The following is a 16,932-nucleotide window of genomic DNA, read 5'->3' as shown; positions in this document are numbered from 1 at the left end:
TTATGAAAAGACACATCTTCTCCATTGTGTTTTTATATTTTTTCGTGTTATTTTATTATAAGGCAAATAATCTTTATGAGGTGAGTACAAATGAAACGTATTGGTGTATTAACAAGTGGTGGAGATTCACCTGGTATGAATGCTGCCATTCGTGCAGTTGTTCGTAAAGCGATTTTCCATGATATTGAAGTATATGGTATTTACCATGGATACGCTGGATTAATTTCTGGTCACATTGAAAAATTAGAACTTGGTTCTGTTGGCGATATTATCCACCGCGGTGGTACGAAATTATATACAGCAAGATGTCCTGAGTTTAAAGACCCAGAAGTACGACTAAAAGGTATCGAGCAATTAAAGAAACATGGTATCGAAGGACTTGTTGTTATTGGTGGAGATGGTTCTTACCAAGGCGCTAAAAAATTAACTGAACAAGGATTCCCATGTGTTGGTGTACCAGGTACAATCGACAATGATATCCCTGGAACAGACTTCACAATTGGTTTCGATACAGCTTTAAACACTGTTATTGATGCAATTGATAAAATCCGTGACACAGCTACATCTCATGAACGTACATATGTTATCGAAGTAATGGGACGTCACGCTGGTGATATCGCATTATGGGCTGGTTTAGCTGATGGTGCAGAAACAATCTTAATTCCAGAAGAAGAGTATGACATGGATGATGTTATCGCTCGTCTGAAGCGCGGTAGTGAACGTGGTAAAAAACACAGTATTATCGTTGTAGCTGAAGGTGTTGGAAGTGCAATTGACATCGGTAAGCACATTGAAGAAGCAACAAACTTTGATACTCGTGTAACTGTATTAGGTCACGTACAACGTGGCGGATCACCAAGTGCACAAGACCGTGTATTAGCAAGTCGTCTTGGCGCAAGAGCAGTTGAATTATTAATTGCTGGTAGAGGTGGACGTTGTGTAGGTATTCAAGATAACAAACTTGTTGATCATGATATTATCGAAGCGTTAGCTCAAAAGCATACAATCGATAAAGATATGTATCAATTATCTAAAGAATTATCCATCTAATCGGCGTAATGTCGGATATTTGGGAACGGTTTCATAATTTTCGGAGGTGCAATATGCGTAAAACTAAAATTGTATGTACAATAGGTCCTGCTAGTGAAAGTATTGAAAAATTAGAGCAATTAATTGAAGCAGGTATGAACGTTGCTCGTTTAAACTTCTCTCATGGTAGCCATGAAGAGCACGGAGCTCGTATTAAAAACATTCGTGAAGCTTCAAAGAAAACTGGTAAAACAGTTGGTATCTTACTTGATACAAAAGGTCCAGAAATCCGTACTCACGACTTCGTAGACGGACAAGCTGAGCTTGTAACAGGTGCAGAAGTAGTTCTTTCTACTGAGCAAGTATTAGGTACTGCAGAGAAGTTCTCTGTATCTTATGCTGGTCTTTATGACGATGTAGACCCAGGTTCTCGTATTCTAATCGATGACGGTCTTATCGAACTAGAAGTAATCGAAAAAGCTGATGGAAACATCCGTACAAAAGTTCTTAACAGCGGAACTGTAAAAAATAAAAAAGGTGTTAACGTACCAAACGTAAGCATTAAGCTTCCTGGTATCACTGAAAAAGACGTAAAAGATATCATCTTCGGTATCGAGCAAAAAGTTGATTTCATTGCAGCTTCATTCGTACGTAAAGCGTCTGACGTATTAGAAATCCGTGAATTATTAGAAGAGCATAACGCTCAATACATCCAAATCGTACCAAAAATCGAAAACCAAGAAGGTATCGACAATATCGATTCAATCTTAGAAGTTTCTGACGGTTTAATGGTAGCTCGTGGTGACATGGGTGTAGAAATTCCACCGGAAGAAGTACCGTTAGTACAAAAACGTCTAATTAAAAAATGTAACGTGTTAGGTAAACCAGTTATTACTGCGACACAAATGTTAGATTCTATGCAACGTAACCCACGTCCAACTCGTGCGGAAGCAAGTGACGTAGCTAACGCAATCTTCGATGGTACAGATGCAATCATGCTTTCAGGTGAAACAGCTGCTGGACAATACCCAGTAGAAGCAGTAACAATGATGGCTAACATTGCGGTACGCGTTGAAAAATCATTGCAATATGAAGATATGTTCAAAAAACGTATTAAAGAGTTCACTCCAACAATTACAGATGCAATTAGCCAATCTGTTGCACATACAGCACTTGCTCTTGATGTAGCTGCAATCGTAGCTCCAACAGAAAGTGGATATACTGCGAAAATGATCTCTAAATACCGTCCAAAATCTCCAATCGTAGCTGTAACATCTGACGAGCAAGTAGGACGTCGTCTTGCACTTGTTTGGGGTGTACAAGCATTTATGGCTGAGAAGCGCGCAGCTTCAACTGATGAAATGTTAGATACAGCAATTCAAACAGGTATGGATGCAGGTCTAATCGGACTTGGAGATACTGTAGTGATTACTGCTGGTGTTCCAGTTGCTGAAACTGGTACAACAAACTTAATGAAAATCCACGTTGTTGGTGAAGAAATTGCTAAAGGACAAGGAATCGGTCGTAAAGCTGCAAAAGGTAAAGTAGTTGTAGCGAAAACAGCTGCTGAAGCTGTAGCGAACGTAAACGAAGGTGATATCCTTGTTACAACAAGCACTGATAAAGATATGATTCCTGCAATCGAAAAAGCTGCAGCTTTAGTTGTAGAAGAAGGTGGCTTAACAAGCCATGCAGCTGTTGTAGGTGTATCAATCGGTATTCCTGTTATCGTTGGTGTAAACGGCGTAACAGCAACTTTAAAAAATGGCCAAGAAGTAACAGTTGATGCAGCACGCGGAATTGTTTATAATGGACATGCGGAAGTGCTATAAGTAATACGGAGAGAAGGATCGGAGTCCTTCTCTTTTTTTTACACAAAAACGAGATAGAATTAGCTTAAAGCGCCTAGAATTGCTTTTAAAAGCTGTTTGTTATGGGTTTTAATATGAAAGGGTATCTATATTTCATATGATGTATATAGGCATTGTGAGGGCGTTAAAAGTGAGATGTGAGAGAGGTGTAGAACTATGAAGTGGTTACTATTCTTGTTTATTTTAATACCGGCGATTGAGATTACGGTCTTAATTGGATCAAGTCATGTAATAGGTTTATGGTCTACGTTCGCTATGATTGTATTTACAGGTGTTGTAGGTGTGTATTTGGCGAAAAGACAAGGGTTTAAAGTGCTTGGAGAGATTCAATCTAAGTTGAATAGAGGGGAAATGCCAGGTGAGGCGGTACTAGATGGTATTTTTGTATTTGTAGGAGGTATTCTCTTAGTGCTTCCTGGGTATGTGACAGATATGCTAGGGTTTATCTGCGTGATCCCTATTACGAGAGCTTTATTGAAGCCGCTTGTTATGAAGTGGATGGAATGGAAATTTAGAAAGAATTCTACTATTATTATTCAGAAATAGCACTTAGATTGTAGAAATCTAAGTGCTATTTTTTGTCTTGTAAGAGGAGAGGGATTTTCTGATTGAAGCTTTGCTTTACCGCGCTATTTGTGGGGTGGAATTTCTATCTCGAAGCTGGGCTGCTCGTAAGTGTCTGATGTGGGGCGAATGATGAGTGGGGATGAACAAAACGTTCGCTTATTATATTTGCTATATAATTTTCGTTTGAACTCTTGCGTGTACTTCGATTAAACTTGTGATTTTTTAGTGCTATTAATTTAGATGAATAAGATGGAGGGAAACACTGCTAAATTAAAGTTTTGCTTTCTTATATAGAGGAACGATTGGTGTAAAAAATTCATATAAAAAGGCGGAGATTGTTAGTTGAAGTCTTATTTCATGCTATTTTGTATATTTATTCATTTACATAAAAAGTAATAAATGTAAATGATAATTATAAAATAAATAGAATAAATATGTAAAAACACCACGGAATATGCGTTTTTCATGCAAAAAAACAAGAGAATTATCTTTTTTGAGTGCAATTCTCTTGTTTTATGTAATGAGCATGAAAAATAAGTACAAGGAATAATCAGTAGGAATTTCCCACTGATTACATGTAAGTTTTTTGTTGTGTATGAATTAGAAACTGTTATTTTGAAGGTGAACCTTTAATATATTTCCACAAGTCATGGAAGACATTAGCTTTGTGTAATGTATTGAGTAGTACTAAGGTGACTGGACCGATGATTAATCCTAAAAACCCAAAAAGTTTAAAGCCGACAAATAGAGCGACGAGTGTTGCTAATGGATCGAGACCGATGTTAGATGAAAGTACTTTCGGCTCCATAATTTGTCTTTGGACAATCACGACGATGTATAAAATGAGAAGACCAATGGCGAATGCGGTATCGCCAGTGAAAAATACGTATATAACCCATGGAACAAAGACTGCGCCTGTTCCTAAATATGGTAGTAAATCTACAACTCCTGTAATAATCGCGATAGTAATGGCGTATGGTACGCGTAATATTAAAAGCCCAATTAGTACAATGACAGTTGTCATAGATACGAGTGTAAGTTGTGCTTTCACAAAACCAAACAAAGCTTTTCTTAAGTCGACAAAAATAGTTTTTCCATAGCCATGTACACGATTCGGTAGCAATTTTCTTGCTTTCTGAGCAAGACGGTGCCAATCGTAACTAATGAAGAAAGTGGCTAATAAAATGAATACAAGGACAGTTAAAGTTGTTGGCAGTGCACTAATGAAATTCGTTAACCCGCTTATAATAGCGGTTAAAAGTTCTTTCATTTGTGTTGTTGCCTCTGTTCCTAAGTTTTGAATGTTTTGTGTAATTGTATAGCGCTGTGGTTCTCCAAGATGATTAAATTTAGAGATTAAATCATCGTAGAGAGGCATAATATGATTAAGTGCAAATTGCTGAGCGAATGTAACGATATCTGGAAACTTTACTGTAACAAGTTGTAGTAAGTATGTTGTGGCAGATATTGCTTCAGTCACAAGATATGTAACAAGTCCAACGATAGCTCCAAATACGAGAATTAAGCTAACGAGTACTGCTAGTGCGCGAGGAAATTGTAGTTTTTGATTAAGGAAATTGACGACAGGATTAATCAAATAAGCAAATGCAAAAGCGATAATAAAAGGATAGATAAGCCCTGACATGTATAGTAATACATAGAACCCAGCTACCGTTGCTACAATGACAAATATGAGTCGCAATATCATATATAGTAAGTTTCGGTTCAAAGATGTATACCTCCCATTCCAATTTGGATTATCCTAATTCGTTCAACTTATAACGAGTGTGCCCCACTGATTAAAGTTTCACTTTACCCCGCATTAACGGGCAGTAAATCTCCTACCCGAAGTGCGGCTGGATCAAAGGAGTTAGATGGAGATAAACTGCCCGTAAAAGCCCGATTGGTTCAACTAATAATCAGTGGAAAATGCCCCACTGATTAAAGTTTCACTTTATGTTATAGTGGAATGATGGATTTTTCTTGCTTTTTCAGTATGTGAGTGACTGTGAAAGTTTGGTGTTGATGCTTCTACTATATGGTAAAAACTTCATTTTCTCTTCTTTTTATTTTACCTGTTTCTAATTAGAAAAGAAAGAAGAGACGCCCGTTTTTTAAAATGTATACACGCTTAAATTTTGATGGTGAAAGTCTCAGTTTGTCATTTTAAAATACATAAAAAATGAAGTGATTCATGTTGAATAGGCATCGATATAGCATGTATAACGATAGGTTTAAAGGTATTTTTGTTTGGAAATGAGTTCATTATTTTCAGAAAGGAAGTGCAAACATGATTAGTCAGTCAACGTTATTTTTATTCATACTACTTATTATAGGACTTATTGCTAAAAACCAATCGCTTACTGTGGCTATTGGTGTGTTATTTTTATTGAAGTTTACGTTTTTAGGAGATAAGGTCTTTCCTTATTTACAAACGAAAGGAATTAACCTAGGTGTAACGGTCATTACAATAGCGGTTCTCGTACCGATTGCGACGGGGGAAATAGGTTTTAAACAACTTGGAGAAGCGGCAAAATCTTATTATGCGTGGATTGCTTTAGCTTCAGGTGTAGCGGTCGCTTTGTTAGCGAAAGGCGGCGTACAATTGTTGACAACGGATCCTCACATTACAACTGCGCTTGTTTTTGGGACAATTATAGCGGTTGCGCTATTTAATGGGGTTGCTGTTGGTCCGTTAATTGGGGCTGGAATTGCCTATGCGGTTATGAGTATTATGCAAATGTTTAAATAAGGAATTTTATAGTAATATAAAATTTTTGAATTCTTTCTGTTCACAAAAGTCAGATAATTGTTTATAATAGGATTAGAAACTTTGAAAAGTTACATAACAGCAGAGACTTTACACCAGATAAAATAAAAACAACATAAAACAATTTTATAATGATATTGTTTTATGTTGTTTTTATCATAAAACTCTTCGGAATGTATTTTCCTCACTAACTTGTTGTTTTGAGCGTGAGGATTCGGGGAGACATTCACGCTCATGCTTTCCATGTAAACAATGGACAATAAGAGGGGAACATCGCAACAAATTTGCATGATCGTGCATTTTGCTTGCCTAAAGAGTGAACGGGCGTTCATAATTCATAAGGGGAGCAAATAGATATAAGGAGCAAGGTTGGGAGAATTTTCAGGAAAAGGAGAGAATGTCATGACTGTTATTCGAGGTTTAGAAGGGGTAGTAGCAACAACATCATCTGTGAGCTCTATTATTGATGATACATTAACTTATGTTGGGTATAATATTGATGATTTAGCTGAGAATGCTACGTTTGAAGAAGTAGTGTACTTATTATGGCACCGCAAGCTTCCTAATGAAAAAGAACTAGCAGAATTTAATGAAATTGTATCAGAATACTATAAAGTTCCAGGTGAGATTTTAACATATTTGAAACAAGTAGATTTAAAAATTGCACATCCGATGTCTGTTTTACGAACTGCAATTTCCATGCTATCATTATACGATGAGAGCGCTGAAATTATGGACGAAAAGTCCAATTATTTGAAAGCGGTTAAATTACAGGCGCAAGTAGGAACTTTAGTTGCTGCTTACGCGAGAATCCGTAAAGGTTTAGATATTGTTGAGCCAAGAAAGGATTTATCATTAGCTGCAAACTTCTTGTACATGTTAAATGATCGCGAGCCAAATGAAGTTGAAATTGAAGCTTTTGATAAGGCGCTTGTACTTCATGCAGATCATGAGTTAAACGCTTCTACATTTACTGCACGTGTTTGCGTAGCTACACTTTCAGATGTATATTCTGGTATTACAGCAGCAATCGGTGCATTAAAAGGTCCTCTTCACGGTGGGGCAAATGAAAATGTAATGAAGATGTTAACTGAGATTGGTGAAGAAGAAAATGTAGAGTCATATATTCATAATGCTCTTCAAAATAAAGTGAAAATCATGGGCTTTGGCCACCGTGTGTATGAGCAGGGTGATCCACGTGCAAAACACTTACGTGAAATGTCTAAGAGATTATGCGTGCTTTTAGGAGAAGAGAAATGGTATAATATGTCTATCAAAATTGAAGACATTGTAACAAAAGAAAAAGGTCTTCCACCAAATGTTGATTTCTATTCAGCTTCTGTATACCATTGTTTAGGAATTGACCATGACTTATTTACACCTATTTTTGCAATTAGCCGTATGTCAGGCTGGTTAGCTCATATTCTAGAACAATATGAAAACAACCGTTTAATTCGTCCGCGTGCTGATTATAATGGACCAACGCATCAAGTGTATGTTCCAATTGCACAACGATAAGCGAATAACACTATTTTGATAGTGAAAATACGCTTTCAAAAGTCTGATTTTTTCGGAAAGATGTAATGATTAGAATATTTTAATTTGACTAACGGTTTGAACTGAGGGGTTATTCCCTCAGTTTCATACATATGAAATTTCAAACATGGGGGTTATCACATTGACGACAGGTGAAAAAATTACTGTAACTAATGGTGTTATGAATGTACCAAACAATCCGATTATTCCATTTATCGAGGGAGATGGAATTGGTCCTGATATTTGGGCAGCTGCATCTCGCGTACTAGAAGCAGCAGTTGAAAAAGCTTATGATGGTGAGAAGAAAATCGTTTGGAAAGAAGTGCTTGCAGGGGAAAAAGCATTCAACCAAACAGGCGAGTGGTTACCAGAAGAAACTTTAAACTTAATTCGTGAATATTTAATCGCGATTAAAGGTCCACTTACAACTCCAGTTGGCGGTGGTATTCGTTCTCTAAACGTAGCACTTCGTCAAGAATTAGATTTATATGTATGTCTACGTCCAGTTCGTTATTTTGAAGGTGTTCCTTCACCTGTAAAACGTCCGGAAGATACTGATATGGTTATTTTCCGTGAAAATACAGAAGACATTTATGCTGGAATTGAATATGCGCAAGGATCTCCAGAAGCAGAAAAAGTTCTTGCTTTCTTAAAAGAAGCAATGGGTGTTAATAAAATCCGCTTCCCAGAAACATCTGGTATTGGTATTAAGCCAATTTCAGAAGAAGGGACAAAGCGTCTTGTTCGTGCTGCAATTCAATATGCAATTAACGAAAAACGCTCTTCTGTTACATTAGTTCATAAAGGAAACATTATGAAATTTACAGAAGGTGCTTTCAAAAACTGGGGTTACGAAGTAGCGGAACAAGAATTTGGCGACAAAGTATTTACTTGGGCTGAATACGATCGTATCGTTGAAAAAGATGGTAAAGATGCAGCGAATAAAGCGATGGCAGACGCTGAAGTGGCTGGAAAAATCATCGTAAAAGATTCTATTGCAGACATCTTCTTACAACAAATTTTAACTCGTCCACGTGAGTTCGATGTTGTTGCAACAATGAACTTAAATGGTGACTATATCTCTGATGCACTTGCTGCACAAGTAGGTGGAATTGGTATTGCACCTGGTGCAAACATTAACTATGTGACTGGACATGCTATCTTTGAAGCTACACACGGTACAGCTCCAAAATATGCAGGTTTAGATAAAGTAAATCCATCTTCTGTTCTTCTTTCAGGTGTATTATTATTAGAACACTTAGGATGGAACGAAGCTGCGAAATTAGTAACTGCTTCTGTTGAGAAAACAATTGCTTCAAAAGTAGTAACTTATGATTTCGCACGCTTAATGGAAGGTGCAACAGAAGTGAAATGTTCTGAGTTCGCTAATGAACTTATTAAAAACATGGATGTAGCGATAATCAAAAACGCATAATTAAAGCGGGGGGTAAATTATGACAATCAAACGCAAGAAGGTTTCAGTCATCGGTGCAGGATTTACAGGAGCAACAACGGCATTCTTATTAGCACAAAAAGAACTTGCAGATGTTGTATTAGTGGACATTCCACAACTGGAAAATCCAACAAAAGGGAAAGCGTTAGATATGTTAGAAGCGAGCCCAGTACAAGGTTTTGATGCTAACATTATTGGAACATCTGATTACGCAGATACTGCTGATTCTGACGTTGTCGTTATTACAGCAGGTATTGCACGTAAGCCTGGTATGAGCCGTGATGACTTAGTAGCAACAAACTCTAAAATTATGAAAAGTATTACGCGCGACATTGCAAAACATTCACCAAATGCAATTATTGTTGTGTTAACAAATCCAGTTGATGCAATGACATATTCTGTATTTAAAGAAGCAGGATTCCCGAAAGAGCGTGTAATCGGCCAATCGGGTGTATTAGATACAGCTCGTTTCCGTACATTCATCGCACAAGAATTAAATCTTTCTGTAAAAGACATTACAGGATTTGTTCTTGGCGGACACGGTGACGACATGGTACCTCTTGTGCGTTATTCTTATGCAGGCGGTATTCCGTTAGAAACGTTAATTCCGAAAGAGCGTTTAGAAGCAATCGTAGAACGTACACGTAAAGGTGGCGGTGAGATTGTAGGCTTATTAGGAAACGGTAGTGCATATTACGCACCAGCAGCTTCTTTAGTTGAAATGACAGAAGCAATCTTAAAAGATCAACGCCGTATATTACCAGCTATTGCGTACCTTGAAGGTGAGTATGGTTATAGTGACCTTTACTTAGGGGTACCAGTAATTCTAGGTGGTAACGGAATTGAAAAAATTATTGAATTAGAACTTCTTGCAGATGAAAAAGAAGCGTTAGATCGCTCTGTAGAATCTGTACGTAATGTAATGAAAGTTCTTGTTTAATAATTGAATAGTAGTGAAAAAGATTCGGGATTCCGAATCTTTTTCTACTATTTACCGAATTGTTTTTTTGAAATAATATGAAAACGCTATCATTTGTAATATCCTATAATGAAACTGTAGATTTATACTATACATTGCCCTCATCATAGTAAATTTCGGATAAGGTATCGCTTTTAGTAGGATAATAAGGTGAAAAAATCGGAGGGGGTTGTAACATGTTAAAGAAAAAAGTTCAAATTGGTCGTAAAATGGATGAAATTACAGTAGGAGAGAAATTATCTATCACTGAAAAAATTGAGGATAAAGATTTGTTATTGTACTTAGGGTTAACGAATGATGCCAATCCATTATATATTCAGCATGATTACGCATCCCAAACTCCGTATGAAAAGCCGATTGTACCAAGCATTATGCTAACGGGAATGATTACAACGGCGGTTACGAAATATTTACCGGGTCCAGGAAGTCATATTACGAGAAAGGACCTTACATTCGTGAAACATGTTCACCATTATGAAACGTTACAAATCCACTTTGAAGTTGTGGCTGTTTCTGAGGAGGAACATACAATTGATATGCTTGTATCTGCTCATGATGAAAAAGGAGAAACTGTTGTGAAAGGTTCATTAACAGTAACGCCACCTTTTAAATCAGTTTCTATTATGGAAAAAGCATTAGATAATTTTTAAAAAGATGAAAATATGAATAGCGCTAGCATACCTTTAATAAGGATGCTAGCGCTATTTTTAGTTGAAGAACCCTTCTTTGAACCCTTCAGCAAATTCTGAGCACCCCGTTTTAATCGTATCCCAGCTCGGAGCGTTAAAAGCAAGGATACATGTGACTGCTAAAGATAGAATGGATAGTATTAGTCGCATAATAGACCTCCGTATATTATTAATTTATATATTAAGATTAATGATATAATTATCGGTAATTGAAGTCAATTAAAGGAGTGGTTTTTTAGGTAAGGTGGAAAAGAGAAGACGTGATCTTTGAAACGGTAAGAGAAGCTGAAGTGTGGGCAGACGGGGTTGCGAATGAAATGTACGGGAGAGTATTTGATGGATATGAAACACCAGATTATAAAATAGCGTATGCTCTTTCGTTTTTCCTAGCACAAAATCAAGATTTTATAGTTCATACGGAAGTGAGCTTTAAAGAAGAGAGGGCAATCTATAAAGTTTGGCAAAATCCTGTGTAGTTGCAGATGAATCGTAATTACTTCTATTTTCTCAATTCTACACAAACGATCTCCATGAATAGACAATTATATTGAGAGGGACCTTGTTTTCTAGTATGATGAGAATAACGGGGAAAATACTAGGATGAAGAAGGTTTCAAGTCTATAACTTGGAGGAAAAGAATGAACAATCGTATTTTAGTAGTTGATGATGAGGAATTTATCTTAACTTTAATCGAATTTAATTTACAACAAGCTGGGTTTGAAGTTATAACAGCGATGGATGGAGAAATGGCGCTTCAAAAAGCGACAACAGAACGCCCAGATTTAATTATATTAGATTTAATGCTTCCGAAAATGGATGGTATGGAAGTGTGTAAAGAATTACGATTGCAGCGCGTTATGACGCCGATTTTAATGTTAACGGCAAAAGATGATGAGTTTGATAAGGTGCTAGGCCTTGAACTTGGGGCAGATGATTATATGACAAAGCCATTTAGTCCAAGAGAAGTTGTTGCTCGTGTGAAGGCGATTTTGCGCCGTACGAAATTACAACAAGAAGAACAAGTTGCAGAAGCGCCAGATGAAGATAGCATCACAATTGCAGAACTTAAAATTTTACCGGAGTTTTATGAGGCTTATTTCCAAGGAAGAAAGCTTGAATTAACACCAAAAGAATTTGAACTACTTGTGTATCTTGCGAAAAATAAAAGTCGCGTGTTGACACGTGATCAATTACTAAGTGCTGTATGGAATTACGATTTTGCTGGTGATACACGAATTGTTGATGTTCATATTAGCCATTTGCGCGATAAAATTGAACAAAATACGAAAAAACCGACGTACATTAAAACGATACGTGGTTTAGGATATAAATTAGAGGAGCCAAAAGGGAATGAATAAATTTCGTTCCAGGCTTCTTTTTACATTTGTTTCTCTTATTGTATTTATTTTAGTTGGACTAGGTTTATTACTAGAAACTGTGTTTGAAAACTACTATATAGATCATGCTAAAGAGAGAATGGTAAAAGAGACAGAGTATGTTGCGACGTTAGCAGAAGAGCAAGGTTTTGATAATGTCTTAAAAAACCCATACGTATTTGAAAAGTTAGAAGAAAAAATACCAGCTTCTATCGTATTTTTGGATGAAAAAAAGAAAGTTCAATATAGAAAAGGACAAGAATTGGCATTTAGTCCAGAGACGATTAAAGAACTTTCTTCGGAAGTGGCAAAACAACGAAGTAAAGTAATTACGAAAGAAACGGATCGAAAGAATGAATTTTATCATGCGGTGTTCGTTCAAGATGTAGAAGGAAAACAAGGATACATTTTGGTGAAAAGTATAATTGATCCTTTAAGAGACGTACATCAAAAAACGTGGGGATTATTAATTATCGGATTTGTCATTGCTTGTCTCGTAGTTGTATTTTTAGGTATGAAAATTACAGGGCAATATATTAGGCCAATTGAATCGGTTACGAAAGTTGCAATTGAATTGGCAAAGGGTAATTATAAAGCACGTGCATACGAAAGTCATTCGGATGAAACAGGAATGCTGAGTAAAGCGATTAATATTTTAGCACGAAATTTACAAGAGATGACACTTGAACAAGAAATGCAGCAAGATCGTCTGCACACGTTAATTGAAAATATGGGAAGTGGAATGATTTTAATTGATAGCCGAGGATATATAAACCTTGTAAACCGCTCTTATAAGGAAACTTTCCACGTAACAGATGAAGAATATTTAGATCGCTTATATTATGAATCGTTTCATCATACAGAAATTATTGAGCTTGTAGAAGAAATCTTTATGACAGAAGTGAAAGTGCGTAAACAAATGTTATTGCCACTTGGAATTGAACGGAAGCATTTCGAAGTATATGGAGCGCCGATTATCGGGACAAACCATGAATGGAAAGGGATTGTTCTCGTATTCCATGACATAACAGAGTTAAAGAAATTAGAACAAATGAGAAAAGACTTTTTAGCGAATGTTTCTCATGAATTAAAGACACCGATTACTTCTATTAAAGGTTTTTCAGAAACACTCTTAGACGGAGCGATGGATAATAAAAAATTCTGCGAACATTTCTTGCACATTATTTTAAAAGAAAGTGAGCGCATGCAAGGATTAATTGAAGATTTATTAGATTTGTCGAAGATCGAACAACAAGGATTTAAATTAAATATGGGAACCGTTGATATGAAGGGGCTGCTTGAAGATATTCATATGGTACTTGATAATAAAGCAGGAGAAAAAGAAATCTCTTTACAAGTGAATGTATTAAAACGTGCCTCTGTTATTGGAGATCCAAGTCGTTTGAAACAAATCTTTATTAATTTAATTAATAACGCAATCGTATATACACCGGCTGGAGGCGTTGTTTCAGTAGAGTTAGCGGAAGATAAATATAATGCTTATATAAAAGTATCGGATACTGGAATTGGTATTAGTAAAGAGGAAATTCCGCGTATTTTTGAACGTTTCTACCGGGTGGATAAAGCAAGAAGTAGAAATACTGGTGGTACCGGCCTTGGATTGTCGATTGTAAAGCATTTAGTTGAGGCGCATCAAGGTACGATTACAGTAGATAGTGAAGTTGGAGAAGGGACAACGTTTACAGTTGTTTTACCGAAATCAGCAACTGAAAAATAGGATGAAGGATGTTTACAATATATTAACAATGGCTTAATTAAATATTAATAAAGCTCTGTTAATATAATACATGAAAACCCCTTCATCCAAGGAGTAATTTTGGACGAGAATAGTTAAGCTGTTCTCGTCACTTCCCTTTATGCCAATATAAGTCTGTTTTATATATGAAAGAAAATAGCCGTTATTTTTCTTCTCTCTATTAGTCATGTTAATATAGAGAGAGGAAAGGAACGGTTTTTTTCTGTGAAAAAAATCATTTCAAATTTGTATGGGGAGGTTTCAATTTTGGAAAAAAAGGTCGTATTAGTAGATGGTAATAATATCGCGTATCGTGCTTTCTTTGCACTACCGCTTTTAAATAACGACAAAGGTATACATACGAACGCAATTTACGGTTTTACAATGATGTTAATGAGAATATTAGAGGAAGAAAAGCCAACTCATATGTTAGTGGCGTTTGATGCAGGCAAAACAACGTTCCGTCATAAAACGTATAGTGAGTATAAAGGAGGACGTCAAAAGACTCCACCTGAATTATCAGAGCAGTTCCCGTTTATTCGTGAGATGCTGGATGCGTTCAATGTACCGCGTTATGAATTAGAAAATTATGAAGCGGATGACATCATGGGAACGTTAGCGAAAGAAGCGAGTGAGCAAGGGGCAAGTGTAAAAGTTATTTCAGGAGATAAAGATTTACTTCAACTTGTTTCTGATAACACGCTTGTATGTATTCCGCGCAAAGGGATTACAGAAGTGGATGAATATACGAAAGAAGCTTTATTTGAAAAATACAGCTTATCACCAAAGCAAATTATCGATATGAAAGGTTTAATGGGAGACCAGTCAGATAATATACCGGGTGTACCAGGAGTTGGTGAAAAAACGGCAATTAAATTGTTAACACAGTTTGGAACGGTTGAAGCGGTGTATGAAAATATAGATCAAGTAAGTGGGAAGAAATTAAAAGAAAAACTGGAAGAAAATAAAGAACAAGCTCTTATGAGTAAGGATCTTGCAACTATTATTACAGATGCGCCGATTACAGTTCATGTGGATGATATGGTGTATAAAGGATATGAAGCAAGTGATGTCATTCCAATGTTCGAGAGTTTAGGATTTACATCTCTTTTAAATAAATTAGGCGTTACGCCAGAAGCAACAGCTCCAGCTGAATTAGATGATATTACATTTGATATTGTGGAAGAAGTTACAGAAGAAATGCTTCAGCAAGATAGTGCGCTTATCGTTGAAGTACAAGAAGATAACTATCATAAAGCAGACATTCAAGGTTTCGGTATTCAAAATGAAAATGGATGTTACTTTATTCAGACAGACATTGCTCTTAAGTCAGATGCTTTTAAAGAGTGGCTTGCAGATGGAGAAATGAGAAAGCATACATTTGATGCGAAGCGTGCAATCGTTGCACTGAAATGGAATGGGATAGATATGCAAGGGATTGACTTTGATCTATTAATCGCTGCTTATTTACTTGACCCGGCTGATACAGATAAAGATTTCCGTACTGTAGCGAAAATGAAAGAAACGCATGCTGTGAAATCAGATGAAGAAGTTTACGGAAAAGGTGCGAAGCGTGCGGTTCCAGAGTTAGAGGTAGTCGCGGAGCATGTGGCTCGTAAAGTGCATGTATTATATGATGTAAAGCAAACATTCGTTGAGGAGTTAAAGAAGAATGAGCAATATGAACTGTTTACAGAATTAGAATTGCCGCTTGCACGTGTATTAGCTGATATGGAAGTAAAGGGTGTAAAAGTTGATACAGAGCGTCTTCGTAATATGGGAGAAGAACTTGCGGGTAGATTAAAGGAAATGGAACAGGAAATTTATAAGCTTGCGGGAACAGAATTTAATATTAATTCACCGAAGCAGCTTGGTGTTATTCTGTTTGAGAACTTAAACTTACCGGTTATTAAAAAGACGAAAACAGGTTATTCTACGTCAGCTGATGTACTAGATAAGCTTATGAATCACCATGAAATCATTCCAAATATTTTACATTATCGTCAATTAGGGAAGCTAAATTCAACTTACATTGAAGGTTTACTGAAAGTTGTACATGAAGATTCATCTAAAATTCATACTCGCTTTAATCAAGTGTTAACGCAAACAGGTCGATTAAGTTCAACGGATCCGAACTTGCAAAATATCCCGATTCGATTAGAAGAAGGAAGAAAGATTCGTCAGGCATTTGTTCCATCAGAAGAAGGATGGATTATGTATGCGGCTGATTATTCACAAATCGAACTGCGTGTATTAGCTCATATTGCAAATGATAAAGGGCTAGTTGAAGCGTTCCAACATGACATGGATATTCATACGAAAACAGCTATGGATGTATTTGGCGTTGAAAAAGATGAAGTAACTTCAAATATGAGACGACAAGCGAAAGCTGTTAACTTCGGAATTGTGTATGGTATTAGTGATTATGGTCTTTCACAAAACTTAGGAATTACAAGAAAAGCAGCAGCGGAATTTATTGAAAAGTATTTAGAAAGTTTCCCTGGTGTACAAGAATACATGGAGGACATCGTAAAAGATGCGAAACAAAAAGGATATGTAGCTACATTATTAAATCGTCGCCGTTATATTCCAGAAATTACGAGTCGTAATTTTAACTTGCGTAGCTTCGCTGAGCGTACAGCGATGAATACACCAATTCAAGGTACTGCAGCAGATATTATTAAAAAAGCGATGATTATTATGGCAGATCGTTTAGAAGAAGAAGGATTACAAGCGCGTCTTCTTCTGCAAGTACACGATGAATTAATATTTGAAGCACCAAAAGAAGAAATCGAAAAATTAGAGCAGCTTGTACCTGAAGTAATGGAACATGCGATTGAACTTGCAGTTCCGCTGAAAGTTGATTATTCTTACGGTCCAACTTGGTACGACGCAAAATAAGGAAG

Annotated in this window: 14 protein-coding genes; 12 read left to right on the top strand and 2 right to left on the bottom strand. The window is 36.5% G+C overall.

Features of this window, described 5'->3' with window-relative positions:
* The first annotated feature begins 90 nt into the window (after positions 1 to 90).
* The 3 genes from pfkA (at position 91) to DN399_RS22565 (ending at position 3,446) form a co-directional block, all read left to right on the top strand.
* Positions 91 to 1,050 carry a 6-phosphofructokinase gene (gene pfkA / locus DN399_RS22575; protein WP_000821158.1) on the top strand — a complete coding sequence of 320 codons (960 nt, stop codon included), beginning with the start codon at positions 91 to 93 and terminating at the stop codon, positions 1,048 to 1,050.
* A 53-nt stretch (positions 1,051 to 1,103) separates the two neighbouring features.
* Entirely contained in the window at positions 1,104 to 2,861 is a 1,758-nt protein-coding gene (gene pyk / locus DN399_RS22570; protein WP_001232673.1) for a pyruvate kinase, read from the top strand.
* Between the two features lie 195 nt (positions 2,862 to 3,056).
* The gene (locus DN399_RS22565; RefSeq protein WP_000871628.1) at positions 3,057 to 3,446 is read left to right on the top strand and encodes an FxsA family protein; all 390 of its coding nucleotides are present in this window, start codon (positions 3,057 to 3,059) and stop codon (positions 3,444 to 3,446) included.
* 631 nt (positions 3,447 to 4,077) lie between these two features.
* Here the strand turns inward: DN399_RS22565 and ytvI are convergent.
* Entirely contained in the window at positions 4,078 to 5,196 is a 1,119-nt protein-coding gene (gene ytvI, locus DN399_RS22560) for a sporulation integral membrane protein YtvI (RefSeq protein WP_001081388.1), read from the bottom strand.
* Positions 5,197 to 5,757: 561 nt separating this feature from the next.
* Between ytvI and DN399_RS22555 the strand changes: the two genes are divergently transcribed.
* The 5 genes from DN399_RS22555 (at position 5,758) to DN399_RS22530 (ending at position 10,855) form a co-directional block, all read left to right on the top strand.
* Positions 5,758 to 6,219, top strand: coding sequence for a DUF441 domain-containing protein (locus DN399_RS22555; protein WP_086389537.1), 462 nt, complete (start codon positions 5,758 to 5,760; stop codon positions 6,217 to 6,219).
* A gap of 387 nt (positions 6,220 to 6,606) precedes the next feature.
* Complete coding sequence (gene citZ, locus DN399_RS22545; protein WP_000503652.1) at positions 6,607 to 7,755, top strand: citrate synthase; 1,149 nt, start codon at positions 6,607 to 6,609, stop codon at positions 7,753 to 7,755.
* A 160-nt stretch (positions 7,756 to 7,915) separates the two neighbouring features.
* Positions 7,916 to 9,208 carry an NADP-dependent isocitrate dehydrogenase gene (gene icd, locus DN399_RS22540; protein WP_000206898.1) on the top strand — a complete coding sequence of 431 codons (1,293 nt, stop codon included), beginning with the start codon at positions 7,916 to 7,918 and terminating at the stop codon, positions 9,206 to 9,208.
* 19 nt (positions 9,209 to 9,227) lie between these two features.
* Positions 9,228 to 10,166, top strand: coding sequence for a malate dehydrogenase (mdh, locus tag DN399_RS22535; RefSeq protein ID WP_000153230.1), 939 nt, complete (start codon positions 9,228 to 9,230; stop codon positions 10,164 to 10,166).
* 215 nt (positions 10,167 to 10,381) lie between these two features.
* Positions 10,382 to 10,855 carry a MaoC family dehydratase gene (locus DN399_RS22530; protein WP_000914180.1) on the top strand — a complete coding sequence of 158 codons (474 nt, stop codon included), beginning with the start codon at positions 10,382 to 10,384 and terminating at the stop codon, positions 10,853 to 10,855.
* A gap of 57 nt (positions 10,856 to 10,912) precedes the next feature.
* Here the strand turns inward: DN399_RS22530 and DN399_RS28475 are convergent, their stop codons facing one another.
* Positions 10,913 to 11,044 carry a hypothetical protein gene (locus DN399_RS28475; protein ID WP_001237022.1) on the bottom strand — a complete coding sequence of 44 codons (132 nt, stop codon included), beginning with the start codon at positions 11,042 to 11,044 and terminating at the stop codon, positions 10,913 to 10,915.
* A 110-nt stretch (positions 11,045 to 11,154) separates the two neighbouring features.
* Between DN399_RS28475 and DN399_RS22525 the strand changes: the two genes are divergently transcribed.
* The 4 genes from DN399_RS22525 (at position 11,155) to polA (ending at position 16,927) form a co-directional block, all read left to right on the top strand.
* Entirely contained in the window at positions 11,155 to 11,370 is a 216-nt protein-coding gene (locus DN399_RS22525; protein ID WP_002041874.1) for a hypothetical protein, read from the top strand.
* Positions 11,371 to 11,532: 162 nt separating this feature from the next.
* A complete protein-coding gene (gene phoP, locus DN399_RS22520) occupies positions 11,533 to 12,252 on the top strand; it encodes a two-component system response regulator PhoP (protein WP_001065220.1) in 720 nt (239 codons plus the stop codon).
* A complete protein-coding gene (phoR, locus tag DN399_RS22515) occupies positions 12,245 to 14,008 on the top strand; it encodes a sensory box histidine kinase PhoR (protein WP_001032106.1) in 1,764 nt (587 codons plus the stop codon). Before phoP ends, phoR begins: the two co-directional genes overlap by 8 nt.
* A 285-nt stretch (positions 14,009 to 14,293) precedes the next feature.
* A complete protein-coding gene (gene polA / locus DN399_RS22510; RefSeq protein ID WP_049107021.1) occupies positions 14,294 to 16,927 on the top strand; it encodes a DNA polymerase I in 2,634 nt (877 codons plus the stop codon).
* Positions 16,928 to 16,932 lie beyond the last annotated feature (5 nt).

It is taken from the genome of Bacillus sp. AR4-2, assembly GCF_008274865.1.
In the GTDB taxonomy this organism is placed as follows: Bacteria; Bacillota; Bacilli; order Bacillales; family Bacillaceae_G; genus Bacillus_A; species Bacillus_A cereus.
This window is presented reverse-complemented; position numbering and strand designations above follow the sequence as displayed.

What these genes read in the sequence shown, in the direction of transcription:
- phoR (WP_001032106.1), top strand. Translation starts at nt 12,245, where the DNA reads ATGAATAAATTTCGTTCCAGGCTTCTTTTTACATTTGTTTCTCTTATT.
- DN399_RS22565 (WP_000871628.1), top strand. Translation starts at nt 3,057, where the DNA reads ATGAAGTGGTTACTATTCTTGTTTATTTTAATACCGGCGATTGAGATT.
- mdh (WP_000153230.1), top strand. Translation starts at nt 9,228, where the DNA reads ATGACAATCAAACGCAAGAAGGTTTCAGTCATCGGTGCAGGATTTACA.
- DN399_RS28475 (WP_001237022.1), bottom strand. Translation starts at nt 11,044, where the DNA reads ATGCGACTAATACTATCCATTCTATCTTTAGCAGTCACATGTATCCTT.
- pfkA (WP_000821158.1), top strand. Translation starts at nt 91, where the DNA reads ATGAAACGTATTGGTGTATTAACAAGTGGTGGAGATTCACCTGGTATG.
- phoP (WP_001065220.1), top strand. Translation starts at nt 11,533, where the DNA reads ATGAACAATCGTATTTTAGTAGTTGATGATGAGGAATTTATCTTAACT.
- DN399_RS22530 (WP_000914180.1), top strand. Translation starts at nt 10,382, where the DNA reads ATGTTAAAGAAAAAAGTTCAAATTGGTCGTAAAATGGATGAAATTACA.
- pyk (WP_001232673.1), top strand. Translation starts at nt 1,104, where the DNA reads ATGCGTAAAACTAAAATTGTATGTACAATAGGTCCTGCTAGTGAAAGT.
- DN399_RS22555 (WP_086389537.1), top strand. Translation starts at nt 5,758, where the DNA reads ATGATTAGTCAGTCAACGTTATTTTTATTCATACTACTTATTATAGGA.